Genomic DNA, 21579 nt, shown 5'->3' with positions numbered 1-21579 from the left:
TCGAGACTTCAATTGGTTTAATGAACATCACATACAATTTATTCAGGCTAACTCAACTGAACGTTAGTCTAAAAAGGTAGATATCCGCTCGATGAGGGCAAGAATCCTCCTATAGAGGAGAAAAAAATCAACGTCGACATAAAAACCGTACGGATGATGCCTCTAAAAATGATAAAAAAAACAAAGCATCTCCAAAATCGGGTTTTTAGAGATGCCCTTAACGATTAACGATTAACGATTAACGATTAACGATTAACGATTAACGATTAACGATTAACGATTAACGATTAACGATTAACGATTAACTAACCTCCAAAAACAAAAGGCTACCCATTTGGATAGCCTTCGTTTTATAGATTAAAAAGATCTTACTTCTTTTTCTTCTTCGCAGCTTTCTTCGGAGAAGATGCTACTTTTTTAGCAACAACCTTTTTCACCGGTCTTTTTGCTGCCGCCTTTTTAGCGACTGATTTTTTAACAGCTTTCTTAGGTGCGGCTTTTTTAGCAACCGCTTTCTTAACAGCTTTTTTAGCAACCTTCTTCACTGCTTTCTTCGGTGCTGCTTTGGCAACAACCTTCTTCTTCGCTGGAACTTTTGAAGCAGGCTTAGCTTTCTTAGCATCTTGCTTCGGTGCTGTTACTTTGCTGATTGCTTTAACAACCTTCTTCACAACGTTTTTCACAAGTGTTTTAACCGGCGAAGCTTCAGCTTTGAATTTGGCCGCCATCAAGTTCAAGGCAGAACCTGCTTTGAACCATTCGATTTGACCTGCATTGTAAGTATGATTTACAAGGATAGAATCTTGTGATCCATCTTTGTGATTCAACACTATTGTAAGCGGTTTCTCTGGTGCAAATTCAGTTAAGCCTACGATATCGATGATATCATCCTCTTGAATCTTGTTGTAATCTTCTTTGTTTGCGAAAGTCAAACCGAGCATACCTTGCTTCTTCAAGTTTGTCTCGTGAATACGTGCGAATGACTTCACGAGTATTGCACGCACGCCGAGATGACGTGGTTCCATCGCAGCATGCTCGCGTGATGAACCTTCTCCGTAGTTTTCATCACCCACTACAATTGATCCAATGCCTTGTGCTTTGTAAGCACGCTGAACATTTGGAACTTCATTGTATTCGCCAGTGAGTGTGTTTTTTACGGCGTTGATCTTTTCGTTGTAGAAGTTTGTAGCACCAATCAACAAGTTGTTAGAAATATTGTCTAGGTGACCACGGTATTTTAACCACTTACCGGCCATCGAGATGTGGTCAGTAGTACATTTTCCTTTTGCTTTGATGAGGAGGCGAAGTCCTTTAAGGTCTGTGCCTTCCCATGGCTTGAATGGATCAAGGAGTTGAAGACGGTCTGAAGTAGGATTGACTTTTACCACCACTTTGCTACCATCTTTCGCTGGAGCATTGTATCCTGGATCTTTTACATCGAAGCCTTTTTTAGGAAGCTCGTCACCAGTAGGAGGGTCGAGTTTCACTTGTTCGCCTTGCTCGTTTGTGAGGTAATCTGTTGCAGGGTTGAACGTGAGGTCGCCGGCGATCGCCAATGCTGTTGTTAATTCCGGGGAAGCAACAAACGCAAATGTGTTCGGGTTACCGTCGTTACGTGATTGGAAGTTACGGTTGAAGGAGTGAACGATGGTATTTTTCTCTTTCTTATCTGCACCCATACGATTCCACATACCGATACAAGGTCCGCAAGCATTGGCGAATACTTTAGCACCGATTTTGTCGAATGTGCTAATGAATCCGTCGCGTTCGATGGTATAGCGAACGAGTTCGGAACCTGGTGTAATGGTGAACTCCGCTTTTGTCTTAAGTCCTTTTTCCGCTACTTGTTTTGCTAAGCTTGCTGCGCGAGCAATATCTTCATACGAAGAGTTCGTACATGAACCGATCAAACCTACTTCAACTTTAGTAGGCCATCCGTTGCGTTCAGCTTCTTCTTTGATTTTAGAAATTGGTGTAGCAAGATCTGGTGTGAATGGACCATTCAAGTGTGGTTCCAATTCAGAGAGGTTGATCTCGACTACTTGATCGAAATATTCTTCAGGGTTTGCATAAACTTCAGGGTCAGCCGTGAGGTGTTCTTTAACGGCATTGGCAAGCTTAGCAACTTCTGCGCGACCTGTTGATTCAAGGTAACGTGCCATGCTTTCATCATAACCAAAAGTTGAAGTTGTAGCGCCAACTTCTGCACCCATGTTACAAATTGTTCCTTTACCAGTGCAGCTTAACGCTTCAGCACCTTCGCCGAAGTATTCCACGATAGCGCCAGTTCCTCCTTTCACGGTGAGGATCCCGGCAACTTTCAAGATCACATCTTTCGCAGAAGCCCAGCCATTCAACTTACCCGTTAACTTCACGCCGATGAGTTTCGGGAACTTCAACTCCCACGCCATGCCCGACATAACGTCAACGGCATCAGCACCACCAACACCGATGGCAACCATTCCGAGACCGCCAGCATTCACGGTGTGAGAGTCGGTACCGATCATCATACCACCAGGGAAGGCATAGTTTTCAAGCACCACTTGGTGAATGATACCTGCACCAGGTCTCCAGAATCCGATACCATATTTATTAGAGACAGACGCGAGGAAGTCGAATACTTCTTTGCTTTCTGTTGAGGCAACCTTGAGGTCATCAGCGGCGCCCGTTTTAGCAACGATCAAGTGGTCGCAATGTACGGTCGAAGGAACCGCTACTTTTGGACGACCAGCAGACATGAACTGAAGCAATGCCATTTGAGCAGTTGCATCTTGCATGGCAACGCGGTCCGGAGCGAAGTCTACGTAAGATTTACCTCTGCCGAAGTTCTCCAACTTCTGATCAGTGTGAAGGTGAGAATAGAGAATTTTTTCAGAGAGGGTAAGCGGACGGTTAACCAATTTTCGGGCTTTGGCAATGCGCGAAGGCATTTGCTTGTATAAAGCCTTAATCATGTCTAAATCAAATACCATAAAAGTTAAAATTTAAAGAGATGCTAAAGTAGTAATTTTATCGGCTTCTGATGAAGCGTCGGTAGACTTCCGTGATCCAGAAGATCTGAGTTTATCAAGTAATGCATTCAGTTGTTTGGTCTCCTCCTCAGAGAGCGCGCGAACAAAGTCATCAAAACCATCAACTTCAGTCTGCATCATCGTTAGTAGTTCAAGTCCTTTATCGGTGATCTTCACATCAACGCGGCGTTTGTCGTTCTCAGAATAGTCGCGGGTTACGTAATCCTTAATACGCAACCGTTCAACGATTCTTGAGGCGTCCGACATTTTGTCGAGCATCCGATCACGAATCAAGTTAACAGAAGCTGATCCCGGGAGTTGACCTCTCAAAATGCGAAGTACATTATATTGCTGACGGGTAATGTCGTACTTCTTGAAAAGGTCGTTCATTCTATCCACTAAGTAATAGTGGGTATGTAATATATTGAGAACAGCTTTGTGATATTCAGATCGAAAATCTTTCTGACCGATATCATGCTCAAGCGACATAATGAAAATGGCTATCTTGGTTTCGGGGTCCAAAATAGCCATTTATTGATATTATTAATAAAGAAATCCCAATTTATCAGCAGTCTAAAGAGTCTATCAACGGATGTCGACGTCTATTTGCTGTTAATGTAGTTCAAAAACTCACGCTTGATGTTCTCGTCTTTGAACTTACCAGAGAAGTATGCCGTCCCGGTCTTGCTATTCGTATCGCCCACGCCGCGAGATGCAACACACATATGGTTTGCATCAAGCACAACGCCAACATCTTCTGTTTGGAGGATGCGTTCTAATTCTTTTCCAATCTGAACCGTTAATCGCTCTTGTACCTGTGGGCGCTTTGAAAAGTATTGCACGATCCGATTGATCTTCGAAAGTCCAATCACTTTTCCCGACGAGAAATATGCAACATGTGCTTTGCCATAAATCGGTACGAAATGATGTTCGCAGTGCGAGTAGAACGTGATGTCCTTCTCGACTAACATCTGATCGTAATTGTATTTGTTTTCAAACAGGCGCGCATGCGGGCGGTTCTTCGGATTAAGGCCGCTGAAGACCTCTTTCACAAACATCTTGGCCACACGACGTGGTGTTCCATTGAGGCTGTCGTCATTTAGGTCGAGACCAAGGATGTGCATGATCTCACGAAAGTGCTTCTCGATTTTTTCGATCTTAACCTCGTCGTCCATCTCAAAGGCATCCGGCCTTAGGGGAGTGTCGGCGGCAGATGATCCATGGTGGTCGTCACCAAACTCATCTGGCTCAGGCTGGATATTCAACGAAATTTCTTTCTGTCTCATACAAGGTTATTTTCAGTTCTAAATTCGTGTCTATCTTCTCTCGCAAGATTTTCCAAATCACCGCGGCGATGTTCTCGGCCGTAGGATTGACTCCGTTAAACTCGGCGATGTCCAAGTTTAAATTCCGGTGGTCAAACTTCCGGAGAACATTGTCTTTAATAATGTCGCTTAACACTTTCATGTCGTACACATAACCGGTATTCGGATCGGGTAGCCCTGTCACACTAACCACAAGTTCATAGTTATGGCCGTGATAATTCGGGTTGCTACACTTTCCAAAAACCTTCATGTTTTCTTCCGCAGTCCAGGCAGGGTTGAATAAACGATGGGCGGCATTGAAATGCTCTTTGCGAGAGACTTTAACTTTCATGTTCTAAAGGTAAACAGGATTCAATCTAAAAGGTTCAAACTGCCGACAATCTCGTCGCTTTAGTTAAGAAGGGCAGCAGTTGTGGGTTGAGAGCCTTCGTGAAGGTTCTTCATTTTTTGTGATCCGTCATAACCAGAAAATACTTTCACCGCAGAGGTTTAGCAAAATTGATAATGAGGCGATTAAGGAGTGAAAGGGAAGTGAAGTTTAGCCCTCCTACAGTGGGGTCTCCGTCCAAGCCGTTGCTAAGGTGGAAGAAGTCTGCCTGTCGGGTACTACGATGGAGCGCACGCATTACATCACGGCTTATAGTTTGTTCCATAAGCTCAGATGATAGCGATAAAGCGGGATTACTCAGTTGCTGAATGTGCAATCACAGTAGGTGAATGAACTTTTTCGACTTCGTCGGTCGTTTGCATTTGCATAACCTGACTTAAAATCGCGACCAGCGTAAGTAACACTGCTAAAAGTAAGCGATATTTGGGATTCAAGATTAAAAGTGTTTTGAGGTTTTCAGTGCCTGAAGATACGTACTAAAAGTTTAAATTTACAAGTCATATTATTCTGTGTTGATTATTAGGCAGTTAAAATGACTTACTTAATCGATAAGTTGCATGAAATTCGAGGAAATTGAAGCAAAGCTAAAAGCCTATAAAGACGAAGGAAAGTCCCTTTTTACGACTTCCTCCTTCCAGTCACACAGTCTTGTCCTGGTCCATATCCTAAGCCGCATCGACCGCACAATACCGGTTTACTTCATCAACACGGGGTATCATTTTCCTGAAACGATGAAGTTTAGGGATGAGATTACTGAGCGTTTCGGCTTGAATACCATCGACGTGAAGTCGGATGTTCCCAAGTTCATGCAGCGCGATTATGATGGCCGGCTACTCTTCACTTCCGACCCTGACCATTGCTGCCACTTAAATAAAACTCAGCCCATGGATGCAATCCTCTTGTCGCATGATGTGTGGATTAATGGTGTTCGTGCAGATCAAAGTGCGGTGAGGGCGGCGATGAAAATAGAACAACCTGCAAAGCACGGCTGTCTTCGTTTTCATCCGATGTTGGATTGGAATCCGAAGATGATCTGGCAGTATCAGAAAGAACATCAATTACCCAAACATCCGCTGGAAGAAAAGGGATATCTCAGTATCGGATGTGAACCATGTACCCGTAAATTGGACCCTGAAATGCAAGAGCGGGAGGCACGCTGGTTTGGTCTTAATAAAGTAGAATGCGGTCTTAACACCGATTTAGTTAACAAGTAAAATTATAGAATGAAAGTTTTCGTTACCGGTGGTGCTGGTTACATAGGCACCGAACTGATCAGTTTGCTCGTCACAGACCCTCAAGTTGATCAGGTAATAGTATATGACAATCTTAGTCGTCCCAACTATAATGTTTTTTTAGGCAGCCGTCTCCAACAGCACGAGAAGGTGAAATTTGTAAAAGGTGAATTGCTCGATTCGCGTGCCCTTCGAAAAGTGCTGAAAGGTGTCGATGTGGTGTATCACTTGGCGGCCATGGTCAAGACGCCTTTTGCAAACGCTGAGGCGCATACCTATGAACAAGTGAACCACTGGGGTACCGCCGAATTGGTTTATGCAGTCGAGGAGAGTCAAGTGAAGCGATTCATTTATGCCAGTAGTACGGGCGTTTATGGATTTGCGGCTGAACCCGTTGATGAACAATCGGAGCCGAATCCTCAAACACTTTACGCTATTTCGAAGGTTAGGGGGGAAGAACACGTTCGCAGATTGTCGACCAAGATCGACACATACATTATGCGATGCGGTAATACATACGGGTATAGTAAAAGCATGCGCTTTGACGCTGTGATCAACAAGTTTGTGTTTGACGCTAACTTCACAAACATGGTCACGATCCAAGGAAATGGAAAGCAGTCACGCGCTTTCATCCATGTCGACCTGCTGGCGAAAGGTTTAGCGAATCTTGCGCACGCGTCGCTGGCCAGTGGAACGTATAACCTTGTGGATAAAAATATCAAGGTCATCGACATCCTCGACACACTCAAGGAATTAGTTCCCTCCTTAGAATTCATTTTTATCAATCAACATTTGAGCTTATCGCAGCTGAATGTCAAACCGAATGAGGAAGTAAATAAGGCGTTGGAGATTTCAAGCACGAAATCATTCAAGGACGAGTTATCTGAGTTTCTCGGAAAATTTAGCTTTTAGGTAAACTCTAATCGCAATATCTTCAAGGCATGCAAAACATTGCCCTCGTTATTATTTTGCTTGCAGTGATCACCGCGCTCGCGGAGATTACTGATAAGATTAAAATACCGTATCCGATCTTGCTCGTTTTGACAGGAATCGGTATCGGACTTTTTCCGGGCTTGCCTAGTATTAATATGGATCCGGAGATCATCTTCTTGGTGTTTCTCCCGCCGATATTATATGAGGCTGCATGGGCAACATCATGGTCGGATTTTAAGAAAGCGAAACGACCCATCACAATGTTGGCCATTGGATGTGTAATCTTCACCACCTGTGCGGTAGCATGGATAGCGCACACGTTTATTCATGGCCTTGGGTGGGCAGAAGCATTTGTGCTTGGCGCGATCATTTCTCCTCCCGATGCTGTGGCGGCGACATCGGCAACCAAAGGGTTAGATCTCCCGAAACGTGTAACAGCGATATTGGAAGGAGAAAGTTTGGTGAACGACGCAACGGGCTTGATCGCCTATCGCTATGCAATCGCTGCGGTGGTTACCGGTACATTCAGCATACTCGATGCGGGATTAAAATTCATTCTCGTTGCCTTTGTCGGAATATTGATCGGCTTAGTTGTTGGATACATATTCAAGTGGATTCATAAGATTACGCCTGACAATCCAACCAACGACACAACGCTCACGCTACTGGCACCGTATGTTGCGTACTTGTCGGCAGAAGCAATTCATATGTCGGGTGTACTGGCTGTGGTAACGGCTGGTCTATACCTTAGCAGGAATTCTAGTTTGATCTTTTCAAAGCAAACACGACTTCAGGCTACCGGCGCGTGGAACACAATCATCTTTTTATTGAACGGTCTGGTCTTCATCTTAATCGGACTGCAGCTTAACCAAATCATGGGGAATATAAAGGGACTTCCGCCGACGGCACTGCTGGTGTATGGAGGTGTTGTCAGTCTTGCGGTGATCATCGGTCGAATTATCTGGGTGTTTCCCGGAACATATTTGCCACGGCTGTTGAGTAAGAAAATCAGAGAAACCGAGGCGCGGCCTAGCCCACGATTAGTCACTATCGTTGCATGGTCTGGCATGAGAGGCGTAGTGTCATTAGCCGCAGCGCTGGCGTTGCCATTAACGATTCGTGAAGGTGTTCCATTTCCCAATCGCGACTTGATCATCTTCCTTACCTTCTGTGTGATTTTTTCAACGTTGATTTTACAAGGCCTAACGTTACGACCGCTGATCAACTGGCTTGGAATAAAATCGGATGGCAGCGAACACCGTTCTGAAAAGGAGGCGAGATTGCAATTAGCCTCCGGTGTGATTGAGCATATTGAAGAAGCGTATTCACTTTCTTTGAGCGATGAAGCTTTGAACCAAATCAAGACGAAATACGAAATCCGAATCCAGCGACTACGCAAAGGGCTGCCAGATGATTTGACGGTCGGGTCAGTTCAGGTAAAAGAATTCCATCGCATTCAGCAAGAGATTTTAGAGAAAGAGCGTCGCGATGTTATTGCGCTTAGAAACAAAGGGACGATCAATGACGAAGTGCTCCGGAAGATTGAGTACGAGCTTGACTTAGAAGAAACACGGCTCATGTTGGAGCAGCGAATGTGACCCGCTCATGGTGCGCTTGAGTTTTCGCGCTGAATATGTTATAATAAAAAAGAGGATCATGGTGACCCTCTTTTTTTATGTCAATCCCGACAGATGTCGGTGATTCATGAATGATTAACAGAATTCGTCAAAAACTTCCACGAGGTGGTTTCCGATCATCTGCGCATTTCTTCCTTCGATATGATGTCTTTCTACGAAGTGAACCAATTCACCATCTTTGAACAGCGCGATCGCTGGCGATGATGGCGGATATGGAAGTGTATACTCACGCGCTTTCGAAACGGCTTCTTTGTCAACACCAGCGAAGACCGTAGCCAATTTGCTAGGCTTCTTAGCGCTGTTTTGTAACGCCCATTTTACACCTGGACGAGCAGCACCAGCAGCACATCCGCACACCGAGTTGATCACCAAGAGAATGGTGCCTTCGTTTTTCAAATAAGTATCGACGTCGGCCGATGTTTTAAGTTCTGTAAAACCGGCGCTTGTCAATTCCGTGCGCATAGGCGCAACAAGTTGTTCAGGGTACATATTATTAATGTATTAGTCTATGTATAACAAATTATAAGAATCCAAGTTCCAACTTTGCTGCCTCGCTCATCATATCTTGAGAGTAGGGCGGGTCAAAGGTCAATTCAACTTTCACGTCCTGAACACCGTCAATGGCTTTCAGCTTTTGCTCCACTTCGGAAGGGATTACTTCGGCGGATGGACATGAGGGTGAAGTCAAGGTCATGAGTACATACACGTTGTTGACGGGATAGACATTCATCTCATAGATGAGTCCGAGTTCATAAATGTCAACAGGAATTTCAGGATCGTAAACTGTTTTGATGGCGGCAAGCACTTTGTCTTTGAGATCCGACACTGCGCCTCCTTCAACTTTCACTTCAATATTTTCTGCAGAATCGCTCATGACTTTACTTCTAGTTTTGTTTTGAATGCCAGCGCGTAGAGTTTCATTTGTTTGATCATCGCGGCGAATCCGTTAGAACGTTGTGTTCCGATGAACCGGTCCATGTTGATCTTTTTCATGAAGTAGAGGTCAGCGCCTAGGATATCGTCGGGTGATTGTCCGTTGAATATTCTGGCGAGCAAGCTAACAAGTCCTTTCGTAATGGCCGTATTGCTGTCGGCTGTAAAAAAGAGTTTGTTGTCGTTCATCTTCGCCGTAAGCCAAACTTTCGATTGACAACCTTTTACAACGTTATCATCAGTTTTGTCAGCTTCGGGCATCTCTGGAAGTTTTTGACCGAGTTCCATGATATAGAAAACTGTCATCTCCATATCGCCGTCGAGCAAAGCAAATTCGCTGATGATTTCGTCCTGTATTTCGTTAACACTCATGGTTTCATGAAGTTAATGACCCGCTCGAGTCCTTCGACGAGTTGGTCAACTTCCTTCTTTGTATTATAAACTGAAAATGATGCACGAACAGTTCCTTCAATGCAATATTGTGTCATCAAGGGCTGTGTACAATGGTGCCCAGTGCGCACAGCAATGCCGCGGGCATCAAGCATCTGGCCAATATCAAAATGGTGTATCCCGTCAACGACGAATGATAGAACACCCACTTTATCTTTCGCAGTTCCAATCAGTCTTACTGACTTGAGTTTTGAAACCTTTTCGGTAGCGTAAACAAGTAAGTCATGTTCATAGGTGGCGATATTCTCTTTACCGAGTTCGGTAATGAAGTCCATGGCATGCTTGAAAGCAACAACGTCTCCGATGTTAGGTGTTCCTGCTTCAAACTTGTAAGGCAGATCGTTATAGGTCGTTTTTTCAAATGTTACTTCTTTGATCATTTCTCCTCCGCCGTGATAAGGAGGCATCGCTTCTAGAATAGATTTCTTCCCATAAAGAATGCCAACGCCAGTCGGTCCGTACATCTTATGGGCGGAGAGACAATAGAAGTCGCAATCCAGGTCTTGCACATCAATTTCAAGGTGAGATCCAGCTTGTGCGCCGTCGATCAAAACAACCGCTCCAACGCGATGGGCAGCGGCAATGATTTCCTTAATAGGATTGATGGTACCAAGGCTATTCGATGCGTGGTTGACAGCGACGATTTTGGTTTTTGGCGATAGAAGTTTTAGATAGGCGTCAATTTGAAGTTCTCCCTGGTCAGATACTGGGATTACTTTCAATACGGCTTTCTTCTCTTCGCAGATCAATTGCCACGGGACGATATTCGAATGGTGTTCCAAACCAGAAATGATTACTTCATCGCCAGGTTGAAGGAATGCTTTTCCATAAGAAGATGCAACCAAGTTAATGCCTTCAGTAACACCGCGCGTGAAAATGATTTCTGTGTCAGACGCTGCGTTGATGAATTTCTGCGCAGTAAGTCTCGTGTCTTCGTATGCACGCGTTGCTTTTTCAGCAAGCGTGTGAATACCGCGGTGAATGTTTGCATTGAAGCCACTGTAATAATCAACAAGGGCGTTGATTACTCGTTGAGGCTTTTGTGACGTCGCCGCACTATCAAAATAAACCAAATCCCGGCCATTCACTTGTTGATGAAGGATTGGGAATTCTTTCCTGATCTTCTCAACGTCGATGACACCGGTGAATGCAGGAGAGGAGGTCGTCATGTTAGAAATTTTTATGTAAGCGTTCGCTAATGATCGTATCGATGTATTCTTTAATTACTGGATGTTTAATCGCATCCAATACTTCTCCGGCAAAGGCGTATAACATCATGGCACGTGCAGTTTCTTTACTGATACCACGAGCCTGAAGGTAGAAAACAGCTTCTTCGTCTAATTGTCCTGTAGTACAACCGTGGGAGCACTTCACGTCATCGGCCCATATCTCGAGCTGTGGCTTCGTGTTCACGGTTGCTTTGTCTGTGAGAAGAATATTTCTGTTTGCTTGAAAGGCGTTTGTCTTTTGTGCGTTAGGGCGCACGAATATCTTTCCGTTAAACACACCTTTTGATTGTCCATCAAGGATACCTTTGTACAATTCATTGCTGAATGAATTAGGTTTTCTGTGATCTACTACCGTGTGGTTGTCGGCAAGCGTGTCTCCTGTTAATGCATACAATCCGTACATGTGCGATTCGATACCTTCACCATCTAAACAGAGCTGAAGGTTATTGCGAATCAATTTTCCATCTAACGAAAAAGTGAATGTGTTCACACGGCTAGCGTTAGCCTGCGTCATGTGAATATGGTTGTAGTGATAACGCGCGCCACCATCGTTCTGAATCTCATAAAGATTGAGTCCTGCATTCTCGGCCACCACACCTTCAGTGACAACATTAGAGAAACCATTTCCAGTGCCTTCAGAATCAAATTTCTCAATCACGGTAACTTCTGCACTTTGTTCGACGATGAACAAATTACGGTGGTGTGTGATGGTTTGACCTTCGCGTACATCATGGATGTGGTAAAGCACGATAGGTTTTTCTACGATGGTGTTCTTACCAACGTGAATGAATACACCATCAGACCAAGAGGCTGTGTTCCAGGCCGTGAGCGCATCTGCTTTATGATCGGCGTGTTTGCCCAAATGGACTAGTATCAAATCCTTCTTGGTGTCGATCGCTTCCCGAAGGGGGAGAATGGTGACCTCAGTAGCAGGCGAAATGATCTTTGAATACTGCGCCGCATAAACGCCGTTTACAAATACCAATACATTTGCATCCAAACCGGGGATTGCATAATGGTTGATATCTATAGACTTTGCTTCAGCGTTACGTGTTGAAAAATTAAAGTTCTTTTCAAGAAGTCTCGCAATAGGCGTGAACTTGTATTCTTCCGCTTTGTTTGCCGGAATTCCTAGTTGCTGAAAATAGGAGAGGCCTTCCTTACGGAGATCTTGTACTAGTCCTGTCGTTGAAAGGTTGCTTTCAATCCAGGCAGTAATATCGGTTGTAAGTGGTTTTTCTGTCGCGATTGTGCTCATGCGCTGGGTCAGTTAAGCTACCTCCACTTGTTCCTTAATCCAGTCGTAACCCTTCGCTTCAAGCTCGAGTGCGAGTTCCTTTGTTCCACTCTTCACAATCTTTCCTTTGTAAAGCACGTGAACAAAATCAGGAACGATATAATCTAAAAGTCTTTGATAGTGCGTTACGACGATCGTCGCATTATTCTTTGAACGTAGTTTGTTCACGCCATTGGCAACGATACGAAGTGCATCGATGTCGAGACCTGAATCTGTTTCGTCGAGGATGGCGAGTTTCGGTTCAAGCATTGCCATCTGGAAGATCTCATTGCGTTTTTTCTCGCCGCCGGAAAATCCTTCATTGAGTGCGCGGTTAAGAAGCGATTGATCGATCTCGACCAATTTCATTTTCTCACGCATCAAGCTCAGGAAGGAAACCGCATCTAACGTAGGTTGGCCACGGTGTTCGCGCACTTGGTTAAGTGCAGTCTTCATGAAGTTGATTGTGCTTACGCCTGGTATTTCGACTGGATATTGAAAAGCCAAGAAGATCCCTTCACGCGCTCTGTCTTCCGGTGATAGTTCGAGAAGATCTTTTCCAAGGAAATCCACTTCACCACCTGTTACTTCAAATTCTTCGCGACCCGCCAATACTGATGCGAGCGTACTTTTGCCTGAGCCGTTAGGTCCCATGATGGCGTGTACTTCGCCTGCCTTCACTTCAAGGTTGATACCTTTTAAAATTTGATTATCTGCAATCTTCGCTTGGAGATTCTTGATGCTTAACATACTACTTTCTTTCCGGGTTATTCATGTAAAGGCCGACTGTTGAGTCGGCCGAGTTTTCTTTCGTTATCCTACGCTTCCTTCGAGGGTGAGCGCTAAGAGTTTTTGTGCTTCTACAGCGAACTCCATCGGCAGTTGATTTAGAACTTCTTTTGCGTAGCCGTTCACAATCAAAGCAACAGCAGATTCTTCGTCGATACCACGTTGTAAGCAGTAGAATATCTGATCTTCACCAATCTTCGATGTTGTAGCTTCGTGTTCTATTTTCGCAGAGCTATTTTCTACGTCAATGTAAGGGAAGGTATGCGCACCACATTTGTCGCCCATCAGAAGGGAATCGCACTGTGAAAAGTTACGTGCTCCTTCTGCGCGTTTCATGATATGAACTTGTCCGCGGTAACTATTTTGAGAGTGTCCCGCAGAGATACCTTTTGATACGATCCTTGATTTTGTGTTCTTACCAATGTGGATCATCTTGGTGCCAGTATCCGCTTGCTGATAGTTGTTTGTCACAGCAACGGAGTAAAATTCACCCATCGAGTTATCGCCTTTCAATATGCAAGATGGATACTTCCACGTGATGGCTGAACCAGTTTCAACTTGCGTCCAAGAAATTTTAGAGCCATCGCCTGCGCAAAGGCCACGCTTGGTCACAAAGTTATAGATACCTCCTTTGCCTTCTTTATCGCCAGGATACCAATTCTGCACCGTAGAGTATTTCACGGTTGCATCCTTCATGGCGTAAATCTCAACTACAGCAGCGTGTAATTGATTTTCATCACGCATTGGTGCTGTACAGCCTTCGAGGTAACTCACATAGGAGCCCTCGTCAGCTACGATCAAGGTTCTTTCGAACTGACCAGTGTTGGCAGCATTGATGCGGAAGTAGGTTGATAATTCCATCGGGCAACGAACGCCTTTTGGAATGTAGCAGAATGATCCGTCGGTAAACACAGCCGAGTTTAGTGCTGCGAAGTAGTTGTCATTGACCGGGACTACCGATCCCATATATTTTTTGATCAATTCGGGATGCTTCTGCACAGCTTCACTGAAGGAGCAGAAGATGATGCCGAGTTCACCGAGTGTTTCTTTGAATGTAGTCGCAACAGACACGCTGTCAATAACGGCATCAACAGCAACACCGGTGAGACGTTTTTGTTCCGTAAGGGATATGCCGAGCTTTTCAAAGGTCTTGATCAATTCGGGGTCAACCTCTTCAAGACTTTTTGCCTTCGCCGACTGTTTGGGCGCCGAATAATAGATTACATCCTGGTAGTTAATAGCAGGGTAGGTGACGTTCGGCCATTTAGGCTCAACCATTTTTGTCCATTGTTGATAGGCCTTTAAACGCCATTCGAGGAGCCATTCTGGTTCATTCTTTTTTGAAGAAATAAACCGGATAATGTCTTCATTAAGGCCTTTAGGAGCCGATTCGGTTTCAATGTTTGTTGTCCACCCATGCTCATACTCTTTTGAGGTGAGCTCTTCCAATACCTGGTTGTCCTTACTCATTAAGTAGTCTATTTAGACTCGTTTTAAACAAATACAAAATTATAACAAAAAAGCCACTTTTAGGTTCTCCGTGGCTTCTGATTTTCCGCTATAACGATTGATTACGTTAGGTTAAGGCTTCTGTCCAAGCTTTCTTCAAGGGAAATCATGGTCTCCGTGCGTTCGATGCCTTCCACTTGCTGAATTTTGTCGTGTAGAACAAGTTTGAGGTGGTTGGTGTCCTTGCAATGAATCTTTACGAACATGCTATAATTCCCGGTCGTATAGTGAATGCTTGTGATCTCGGGGATAGACTTCAGTTTCGCCATTACCTGATCGTATAGTGCGCTTTTCTGGAGGAAGATGCCGATGAACGCGGTGATGTCGTATCCGAGCTTTGCGTAGTTAACTTTAAGGGTAGTTTTTTCGACGATGCCGGCTTCTTCGAGTTTATTCATTCGAACGTGAACAGTCCCTCCCGATACAAATGCCTTTTTAGCGACTTCCGTATAAGGCTTTTTGGCGTCCTGCATCAAAATCTCAAGAATTTTGAGGTCTACATTATCAACTTTATAATTTTCAGCCATAGCTAAATTTTAGTTTTAAGCATAATTCAAAAATATGAAACATTTTTGAAAAGTATGCAATTGTTTTGAAGTTTTATTGATTGTGCTACCAGTTTCGGTGTTACTTTGTTGCATAATTCACAACCAGACGTTCTTCGAAAGTGAATTTGAGACGACAAATATAACACACATTGTAGGGTGTTGATCCCGATAACTATCGGGATGGCAGACAAGCAATGATTTTATATAAAACAACACATTGTAGGGTGTTGAAATTGGCAGACAAGCCCTCCGGTCTCGGGGGTGGAGAGTTCGGGATAAAGTCCAGCCTTTGGCGACCTAACCGCTCCTTGGAGGTTCGAGTCCTTCCCCTACAGCGAAGGAGTCTGGTTAACGACCAGACTTCATCCCGCAAGGGAATTGAAATATTGAAAATACACATTGTAGTGTGATGAAACTGGCAGACATGCCCTCCGGTCTCGGGGGTGGAGGTTCACGGAACAAAGCAATGAACCCTGATCCTTATCGTGAAGTAATTCAGATGAGGATCAGGACAAAGCCTAACCGCTCCTTGGAGGTTCGAATCCTTCCGCTACAGCACAGTAATCGAAAGTCGTTCGATGCTTTAAATAAAACACATTGTAGGGTGTTGATCCCGATAGTTATCGGGATGGCAGACAAGCAATGAATTAAAGAAAACACACATTGTAGGGTGTTGAAATTGGCAGACAAGCCCTCCGGTCTCGGGGGTGGAGGTTTACGGAATAAAGCAATGCGCCCCGATCCTTGTCCCGGAATTAGTCAGGACAAGGATCAGGTCAGAGCCTAACCGCTCCTTGGAGGTTCGAGTCCTTCCCCTACAGCAGCTCAGTTTAGGTTAATGAGTTATTCAGAGCTACCCGTACCCCGATGACGTTGGGGTCGGGTTTTTTCTTTTTACGCGCTTCGCTTCGTCGTTAATCGTTATCGGTTAGTAGTTAGTAGGCATGCAAAACCCAACTCGTCGCTAATCGTGAACAACACCTGTCATCACAGGTAACGGCATCCAAAACTTATTGTATTGCACAAAATATAAATTTTCTCATTTGATTTGATGGTAAACAATCGTTTGCTTTGGGTAAACGAATACTAGTCCATCAATACCATGAAAGAGTTTCCTTGGTTCAAGAATTATCCCGCAGGAACACCGCACGAAATTCATCTTTACGATTACAATTCTTTAGTTGATCTCTTCGATAAAAGCTGTACCAAGTACAAAGACCGTGTTGCATTCACCAACATGGGTAAGGATATGACGTATGGCGAAGTAGATACACTCGCTCGCGATTTTGCAGCTTATCTTCAAAGTCTCGGCTTAAAAAAAGGTGATCGCATAGCGATTCAAATGCCCAATCTGCTTCAGTTCCCCGTTGCATTTTTCGGCGCACTTCGCGCGGGACTTATCGTCGTGAATACGAATCCGCTTTATACGCCGCGTGAGATGGAGCATCAGTTTAAAGACGCGGAAGTATCGGCGATCGTTATCGTTGCGAACTTCGCTTGCAACCTTGAGAAGATTGTGGCCAATACGTCAATCAAGCACATTATTGTGACTGAACTCGGTGATATGCTTGGTGGATTCAAGGGTACGCTGGTAAACATGGTGGTAAAACACATTAAGAAGATGGTGCCTCCTTTTAGTCTACCGTCCATGGTTCCTTTCAAAGCGGCACTTAAGAAAGGTAAGGGGCTGAAGTTAACACCGGTACCGGTTACCAATAAGGATATTGCTGTACTTCAATACACGGGTGGAACAACGGGAATTTCAAAAGGAGCACAATTGTCGCATGGTAATATTGTCGCTCATAACTCCATGATCGTTGAATGGTTTAAACCTTACATGAGCGCCACAGGCAATGATATTATCATTACGGCGATTCCGATGTATCACATCTTTGCATTGACTGTGAATGGAATGTTGATGTTTAGTACGGGTGTGAAAAGTGTGTTGATCACCAACCCGCGTGACATGAAAGGATTTGTGAAGGAACTTGGAAAACATAAGTTCACCATCATCACCGGTGTAAATACATTGTTCAATGGTCTGCTCAATAATCCTGATTTTAAGAACTTAGACTTCTCTTCGCTCAAAGGTGCTGTCGGGGGAGGAATGGCTGTACAAGATGTGGTGGCTAAACGTTGGGAGGAAGTAACGGGCAAGCCATTGGTAGAAGGCTACGGTCTTAGTGAGACATCACCTGTACTGTGTTGCAATCCGCTGCATGGAAAGCATAGACTTGGCACGATCGGGTTGCCGATGCCAAGCACAGAAGTAGCGATTTTTGATGACAATGGAAATCAACTTCCACTAGGAGAAACTGGAGAGATATGTGCGCGCGGCCCGCAAGTAATGTCGGGCTATTGGCGAAAAGATAATGAAGGCGTGTTTTTTCACAATGAATGGTTTCGCACGGGTGACATTGGTAAAATGGATGAAGACGGATACTTTAAGATCGTCGATCGCAAGAAGGATATGATCAAGGTATCAGGCTTCAATGTGTTTCCTAACGAGATTGAAAATGTTATCGCTGGACATCCAAAAGTATTGGAGGTTGCTGCGATTGGCGTTCCAGACTCCAAGTCGGGCGAAGTGATTAAAGTATTTATCGTGAAGAAGGAGCAGAGTTTGTCGGAAGCTGAATTGAAGCAATTCTTTCACGAGAACTTTACCAACTATAAAATTCCGAAACACATCGAATTTAGAACAGAACTTCCAAAGACGAACGTGGGGAAAATACTACGCAGGGCATTGAAAGAAGAACAAGCTCAAAAAGCTACTGTAAATTAAAGACGCCAACTATTGACAACGGTAATAATCGCCCTTAAATTCAAGACCTAACTTAACGAACGCAGCATGATAGGATTCTTTGAGCATCAATATCTATCGTACAAGAAAAACCATATTCGAAATTTGCTGGCTTTGGCAAAGGTCGATGGACACATGCACGAGAAAGAAGAGAAGTTGCTTTACAGGATTGGCAAGCGTTATGGCTTGAAAGATCGTCAGGTTAAACTGCTCATCGATAGCGATGAAAAATATGAAGTGATTGTTCCGGACAACCACAACGACAAAATGAATCTGCTGTACGATCTTGTGTTGATGGTATATGCGGATGATGTTGTTGACGATCATGAAATTGAATTCTGCGAAGAAGCTGTAAAACAGTTCGGCATGAAGAAAGGCTTGGTCAACTGGCTTCTGTCTGAGTTTGAGCGCGGTACTCCACCTCCGCCTGAAGAATGGGATGAAATCAAAGCAGAAGCTTTGGAAAAATATACCACGAAGAAGAAATAGTCAGTGGCTTAATCATTTTTTATAAAAGGGTAGCACAACCGTGTACCCTTTTTTTATTCCATAGACTTCAAGAAAGGATTTTATCGATCAGTATCAGAACGGATAGAATTCCAAGCATCACAGGGCATACATATACGATAGAGAAATTGATATACTTTCTCGTGACTGATTTCATATAGTGTTCATTGCCTTGTTTTAATTCTTGGTCCAGCTTGGCTATTTTCCATCGATGAGCAATAAAGAGGCACATCAGGCAACCGCCTACCGTGAGACTGACATCCGTGATATCGGCGATGAACGTGAGAAAATCTTTGTTCTTATAAAACGAAAGTTTGGTGAACGTTTCACTTGCGCCTTGACTAAGAATGGTTGGGATTCCCAATAGAAAAATGACGATTGCCAATAACCATACAACGACCTGTCGTGGTAATTTTTTCTGATCGATGAAGTATGCCGCAGGTAATTCCAAGAGTGAAATGCACGACGGCAACGCGGCGAATGCAAGAAGAAGGAAGAAGGCACTTCCAACGACCTTACCAATCACCGGCCCCATGTTGTGAAAGATCTCAGGCATCACAATAAATACAAGAGCAGGTCCTTCTGCAGGCGATACACCAGCAGAAAAGACAAGTGGGAATATCATCAGCCCAGCCAAGAATGCAATGATAGTATCAGCCCATGTAATGATGGATGATGCGTATATGAGGTTGTCAGTCTTCGATACGTAGGATCCATACGTCATCAATCCGCCAATGCCGAGTGACAGCGTAAAGAATGATAGTCGCAAGGCATCATAAATCGTTTGTGCGTTGACTTTACTAAAATCCGGGATGAGATAGAATTTGACACCTTGCATAGCACCAGGAAGCATAAGACTATAGGCAATCAATCCGATGAGGATGACCAATAGTGCAGGCATGAGAATCCGATTGGCGCGTTCGATACCGTGATGAATTCCACGGCTTACAGCAAAGGCTGTAATGAAGAGAAATATAAATGCACAGGCGATATTCGTACTCGCTTTGCTGATGAACGAAAAGAAGTGTGATTTATAATCAGGTTGTTGAAGAAGATTGTTGAAGCAAACTTCAATGAAGTAGCCCAGTGTCCATCCGGCGACAACGTTGTAGTATGATAATATTAAAATTCCGCTGATGACGCCACCCAATCCAACCCATCCCCAACGTTTATTACCGAGCTTGGTGTATGCTCCATACGCGTCGCTTGTGGCGGCACGGCCTATGGCGATTTCGCCGATCATCACCGGAAAACAAAACAGAAAAATACAGGCGAGGTAAATGATCAAGAATACAGCGCCGCCGTTTTGCCCTGCGAGGTACGGAAACCTCCAAATGTTGCTAAGTCCTATGGCAGAGCCTGTTGCTGCCAGGATAAAACCTAGTTTGCCGGTGAAGTTACCGCGGTTTGCCATTGCTCATTTTATATAATGATAGCAATAAAAGCACATGCAAAACTATATTTTCTTTAAAACGGTTTATGGATTGTCCGCTTATGTTAATCTTTGTGTAGTCAATTTTTAAGTGCTCGCAAATACTTAAATTAAAGGACGGTAAAGGGTAGAAGGTTATGGAAGAATTTAGAAAACTGACGACGCAAGAGAAGGCTCTTCGAATCAATCTGAGTAAAGCTATCTACGGCTCGTTTGCTGAGATCGGTGCAGGTCAAGAAGTTGCAGCAAACTTCTTCAAAGTTGGCGGTGCTTCCGGAACAGTCGCGAAAACAATGTCGGCCTACGATATGAAATTTAGCGATGCTATTTACGGCGTTTGCGAGCGCTACGTAGCTGAGCCTCGCCTCATGCAGATGCTTGATCACGAATATGTTCTCCTACCAGAACGTCTTCCCCACCGAATTGAAAAGACGCGTTTCTTCGCCTTCGCCGACACGGTGGAAATTCTCAATTACGAAAGGACCAATCAAGGCGACGGATGGATGGGACTTCGCTTTCAATTAACACCTCAGTCGGAACCAAACGATTGCGTGATTCACGTGAAGATGTTTGATACCGATCCGTTGCAGCAACAATATGCACTTGGAATCGTCGGTGTGAACTTGATCTATGCTTGTAATTTTCTTTCTGATCCTGAAGATATTTTGATGTCGTTGTTGGATGGACTCACAACACGTCGTATCGAAATCGATATGTTTCGATTGAGTGGCCCAGACTTCAAACACGTCGACAATCGGTTGATGGCTTTGAAGCTTGTGAAGAATGGACTTACAAAAGCCGCCATGTTCGGATCAGATGGTAATGTCATGCAGCCATCGGATGAATTGTATAAGAAGAACGTATTGGTATTACGCGGGAGATTCCGTCCGCCAACACACGTTAACGTTGACATGCTGCTCACCTCGAGACGTCACTTTAAGCATGAACATGATGTTGATCGCTCAAAAATTGTTCTCATCACAGAGTTAACCTTAAACGATCTCAGTCCTGATGGTAAAATTGATGAACGAGATTTTCTTCACCGTGCCGACATCATTTGTTCGTTAGGGCAGAATGTATTGATATCAAATTATTTCGAGTACTATCGACTTGTTGATTACTTGTCGCGCATCACCAAGGGTAAGAAGACAGGAATCATCATGGGTATTTACGCCCTCCAAAAAGTATTTGAAGAAAAGACATACGAAAACACCAGAGGTGGTATCCTAGAGTGTTTTGCTTCGTTGTTTGGAACGAACGTGAAGCTCTACATTTATCCGGCGCTTCGTAAGGATTCGGATCAATTGTTTACGCTGAAAGATTTCGAGCAAGAGTTACCGGAGAACTTGAAGCACCTATTCCGATATCTGATGGACAACAATAAACTTGAAGATATCAACGATGCCAATGTGAAAAATCTCCACATCGTCTCCGATCACGTTTTGGCGATGGTAAAGAAAGGTGAGTCAGGATGGGAGAAGTTTGTGCCTCATAAAGTAGAGGAGGCCATCAAAGAACATGGTCTGTTTGACTATCCTATCGCAACGGAGAAGAAAGTTGTCGTGTAATCACACACG

At 44.1% G+C, this 21579-nt stretch carries 19 protein-coding genes; 6 read left to right on the top strand and 13 right to left on the bottom strand.

Going from position 1 to position 21579, the window contains the following annotated elements; genetic code table 11:
* Positions 1 to 368 precede the first annotated feature (368 nt).
* The 4 genes from DQQ10_RS11220 to DQQ10_RS11205 all read right to left on the bottom strand — a co-directional run bounded on the left by DQQ10_RS11220 (position 369) and on the right by DQQ10_RS11205 (position 4667).
* On the bottom strand, positions 369 to 2972 hold the full coding sequence (locus DQQ10_RS11220) for an aconitate hydratase (protein WP_165823897.1): 2604 nt from the start codon (positions 2970 to 2972) through the stop codon (positions 369 to 371).
* Positions 2973 to 2984: 12 nt separating this feature from the next.
* A complete protein-coding gene (locus tag DQQ10_RS11215) occupies positions 2985 to 3542 on the bottom strand; it encodes a MarR family winged helix-turn-helix transcriptional regulator (RefSeq protein WP_245970378.1) in 558 nt (185 codons plus the stop codon).
* Between the two features lie 71 nt (positions 3543 to 3613).
* A complete protein-coding gene (gene folE, locus DQQ10_RS11210; protein WP_112746951.1) occupies positions 3614 to 4297 on the bottom strand; it encodes a GTP cyclohydrolase I FolE in 684 nt (227 codons plus the stop codon).
* Positions 4260 to 4667, bottom strand: a complete 408-nt coding sequence (locus DQQ10_RS11205) for a 6-pyruvoyl trahydropterin synthase family protein (protein ID WP_112746950.1) — start codon at positions 4665 to 4667, stop codon at positions 4260 to 4262. Before DQQ10_RS11205 ends, folE begins: the two co-directional genes overlap by 38 nt.
* 614 nt (positions 4668 to 5281) lie before the next feature.
* Here DQQ10_RS11205 and DQQ10_RS11200 point away from each other — a divergent pair.
* From DQQ10_RS11200 to DQQ10_RS11190, 3 genes are read left to right on the top strand one after another with little or no spacing between them, the layout of a single operon-like run.
* Complete coding sequence (locus tag DQQ10_RS11200) at positions 5282 to 5938, top strand: phosphoadenylyl-sulfate reductase (RefSeq protein ID WP_112746949.1); 657 nt, start codon at positions 5282 to 5284, stop codon at positions 5936 to 5938.
* A 9-nt stretch (positions 5939 to 5947) separates the two neighbouring features.
* Positions 5948 to 6868 carry an NAD-dependent epimerase/dehydratase family protein gene (locus tag DQQ10_RS11195; protein WP_112746948.1) on the top strand — a complete coding sequence of 307 codons (921 nt, stop codon included), beginning with the start codon at positions 5948 to 5950 and terminating at the stop codon, positions 6866 to 6868.
* 29 nt (positions 6869 to 6897) lie between these two features.
* Entirely contained in the window at positions 6898 to 8487 is a 1590-nt protein-coding gene (locus tag DQQ10_RS11190; RefSeq protein WP_112746947.1) for a Na+/H+ antiporter, read from the top strand.
* A gap of 114 nt (positions 8488 to 8601) precedes the next feature.
* Here DQQ10_RS11190 and DQQ10_RS11185 read toward each other — a convergent pair whose 3' ends face one another.
* The 8 genes from DQQ10_RS11185 to DQQ10_RS11150 all read right to left on the bottom strand — a co-directional run bounded on the left by DQQ10_RS11185 (position 8602) and on the right by DQQ10_RS11150 (position 15239).
* Complete coding sequence (locus DQQ10_RS11185) at positions 8602 to 9015, bottom strand: BrxA/BrxB family bacilliredoxin (RefSeq protein ID WP_112746946.1); 414 nt, start codon at positions 9013 to 9015, stop codon at positions 8602 to 8604.
* A gap of 31 nt (positions 9016 to 9046) precedes the next feature.
* Positions 9047 to 9400, bottom strand: coding sequence for a DUF59 domain-containing protein (locus DQQ10_RS11180; RefSeq protein ID WP_112746945.1), 354 nt, complete (start codon positions 9398 to 9400; stop codon positions 9047 to 9049).
* Positions 9397 to 9831, bottom strand: a complete 435-nt coding sequence (locus tag DQQ10_RS11175; protein ID WP_112746944.1) for a SufE family protein — start codon at positions 9829 to 9831, stop codon at positions 9397 to 9399. The genes DQQ10_RS11180 and DQQ10_RS11175 overlap by 4 nt, the downstream gene beginning before the upstream one ends.
* Positions 9828 to 11078, bottom strand: coding sequence for a cysteine desulfurase (locus DQQ10_RS11170; protein WP_112746943.1), 1251 nt, complete (start codon positions 11076 to 11078; stop codon positions 9828 to 9830). The genes DQQ10_RS11175 and DQQ10_RS11170 overlap by 4 nt, the downstream gene beginning before the upstream one ends.
* 1 nt (position 11079) lies before the next feature.
* Entirely contained in the window at positions 11080 to 12396 is a 1317-nt protein-coding gene (gene sufD, locus DQQ10_RS11165) for a Fe-S cluster assembly protein SufD (protein ID WP_112746942.1), read from the bottom strand.
* 12 nt (positions 12397 to 12408) lie between these two features.
* Positions 12409 to 13164: a Fe-S cluster assembly ATPase SufC gene (gene sufC, locus DQQ10_RS11160; RefSeq protein ID WP_112746941.1), complete on the bottom strand. Its 756-nt coding sequence runs from the start codon at positions 13162 to 13164 to the stop codon at positions 12409 to 12411.
* A gap of 63 nt (positions 13165 to 13227) precedes the next feature.
* Positions 13228 to 14673, bottom strand: coding sequence for a Fe-S cluster assembly protein SufB (gene sufB, locus DQQ10_RS11155; protein ID WP_112746940.1), 1446 nt, complete (start codon positions 14671 to 14673; stop codon positions 13228 to 13230).
* Between the two features lie 101 nt (positions 14674 to 14774).
* Positions 14775 to 15239 carry an Lrp/AsnC ligand binding domain-containing protein gene (locus DQQ10_RS11150; RefSeq protein WP_112746939.1) on the bottom strand — a complete coding sequence of 155 codons (465 nt, stop codon included), beginning with the start codon at positions 15237 to 15239 and terminating at the stop codon, positions 14775 to 14777.
* A 1123-nt stretch (positions 15240 to 16362) separates the two neighbouring features.
* Here DQQ10_RS11150 and DQQ10_RS11140 point away from each other — a divergent pair.
* Positions 16363 to 18045 (top strand): AMP-binding protein, encoded by a 1683-nt coding sequence (locus DQQ10_RS11140; protein ID WP_112746937.1) that lies wholly within the window; start codon positions 16363 to 16365, stop codon positions 18043 to 18045.
* A 66-nt stretch (positions 18046 to 18111) separates the two neighbouring features.
* Positions 18112 to 18552, top strand: a complete 441-nt coding sequence (locus tag DQQ10_RS11135; protein WP_112746936.1) for a tellurite resistance TerB family protein — start codon at positions 18112 to 18114, stop codon at positions 18550 to 18552.
* 67 nt (positions 18553 to 18619) lie between these two features.
* Here the strand turns inward: DQQ10_RS11135 and DQQ10_RS11130 are convergent, their stop codons facing one another.
* Positions 18620 to 19984: a sodium-dependent transporter gene (locus DQQ10_RS11130; protein ID WP_112746935.1), complete on the bottom strand. Its 1365-nt coding sequence runs from the start codon at positions 19982 to 19984 to the stop codon at positions 18620 to 18622.
* Positions 19985 to 20139: 155 nt separating this feature from the next.
* Between DQQ10_RS11130 and DQQ10_RS11125 the strand changes: the two genes are divergently transcribed.
* The gene (locus tag DQQ10_RS11125; RefSeq protein ID WP_112746934.1) at positions 20140 to 21570 is read left to right on the top strand and encodes a TonB-dependent receptor; all 1431 of its coding nucleotides are present in this window, start codon (positions 20140 to 20142) and stop codon (positions 21568 to 21570) included.
* Positions 21571 to 21579: the final 9 nt, after the last annotated feature.

The sequence above is a fragment of the Pseudochryseolinea flava genome, assembly GCF_003286915.1.
Classification (GTDB): Bacteria; Bacteroidota; Bacteroidia; order Cytophagales; family Cyclobacteriaceae; genus Ohtaekwangia; species Ohtaekwangia flava.
The sequence above is the reverse complement of the archived record's forward strand: the minus strand, read 5'-3'. Positions and strand labels throughout refer to the sequence as shown.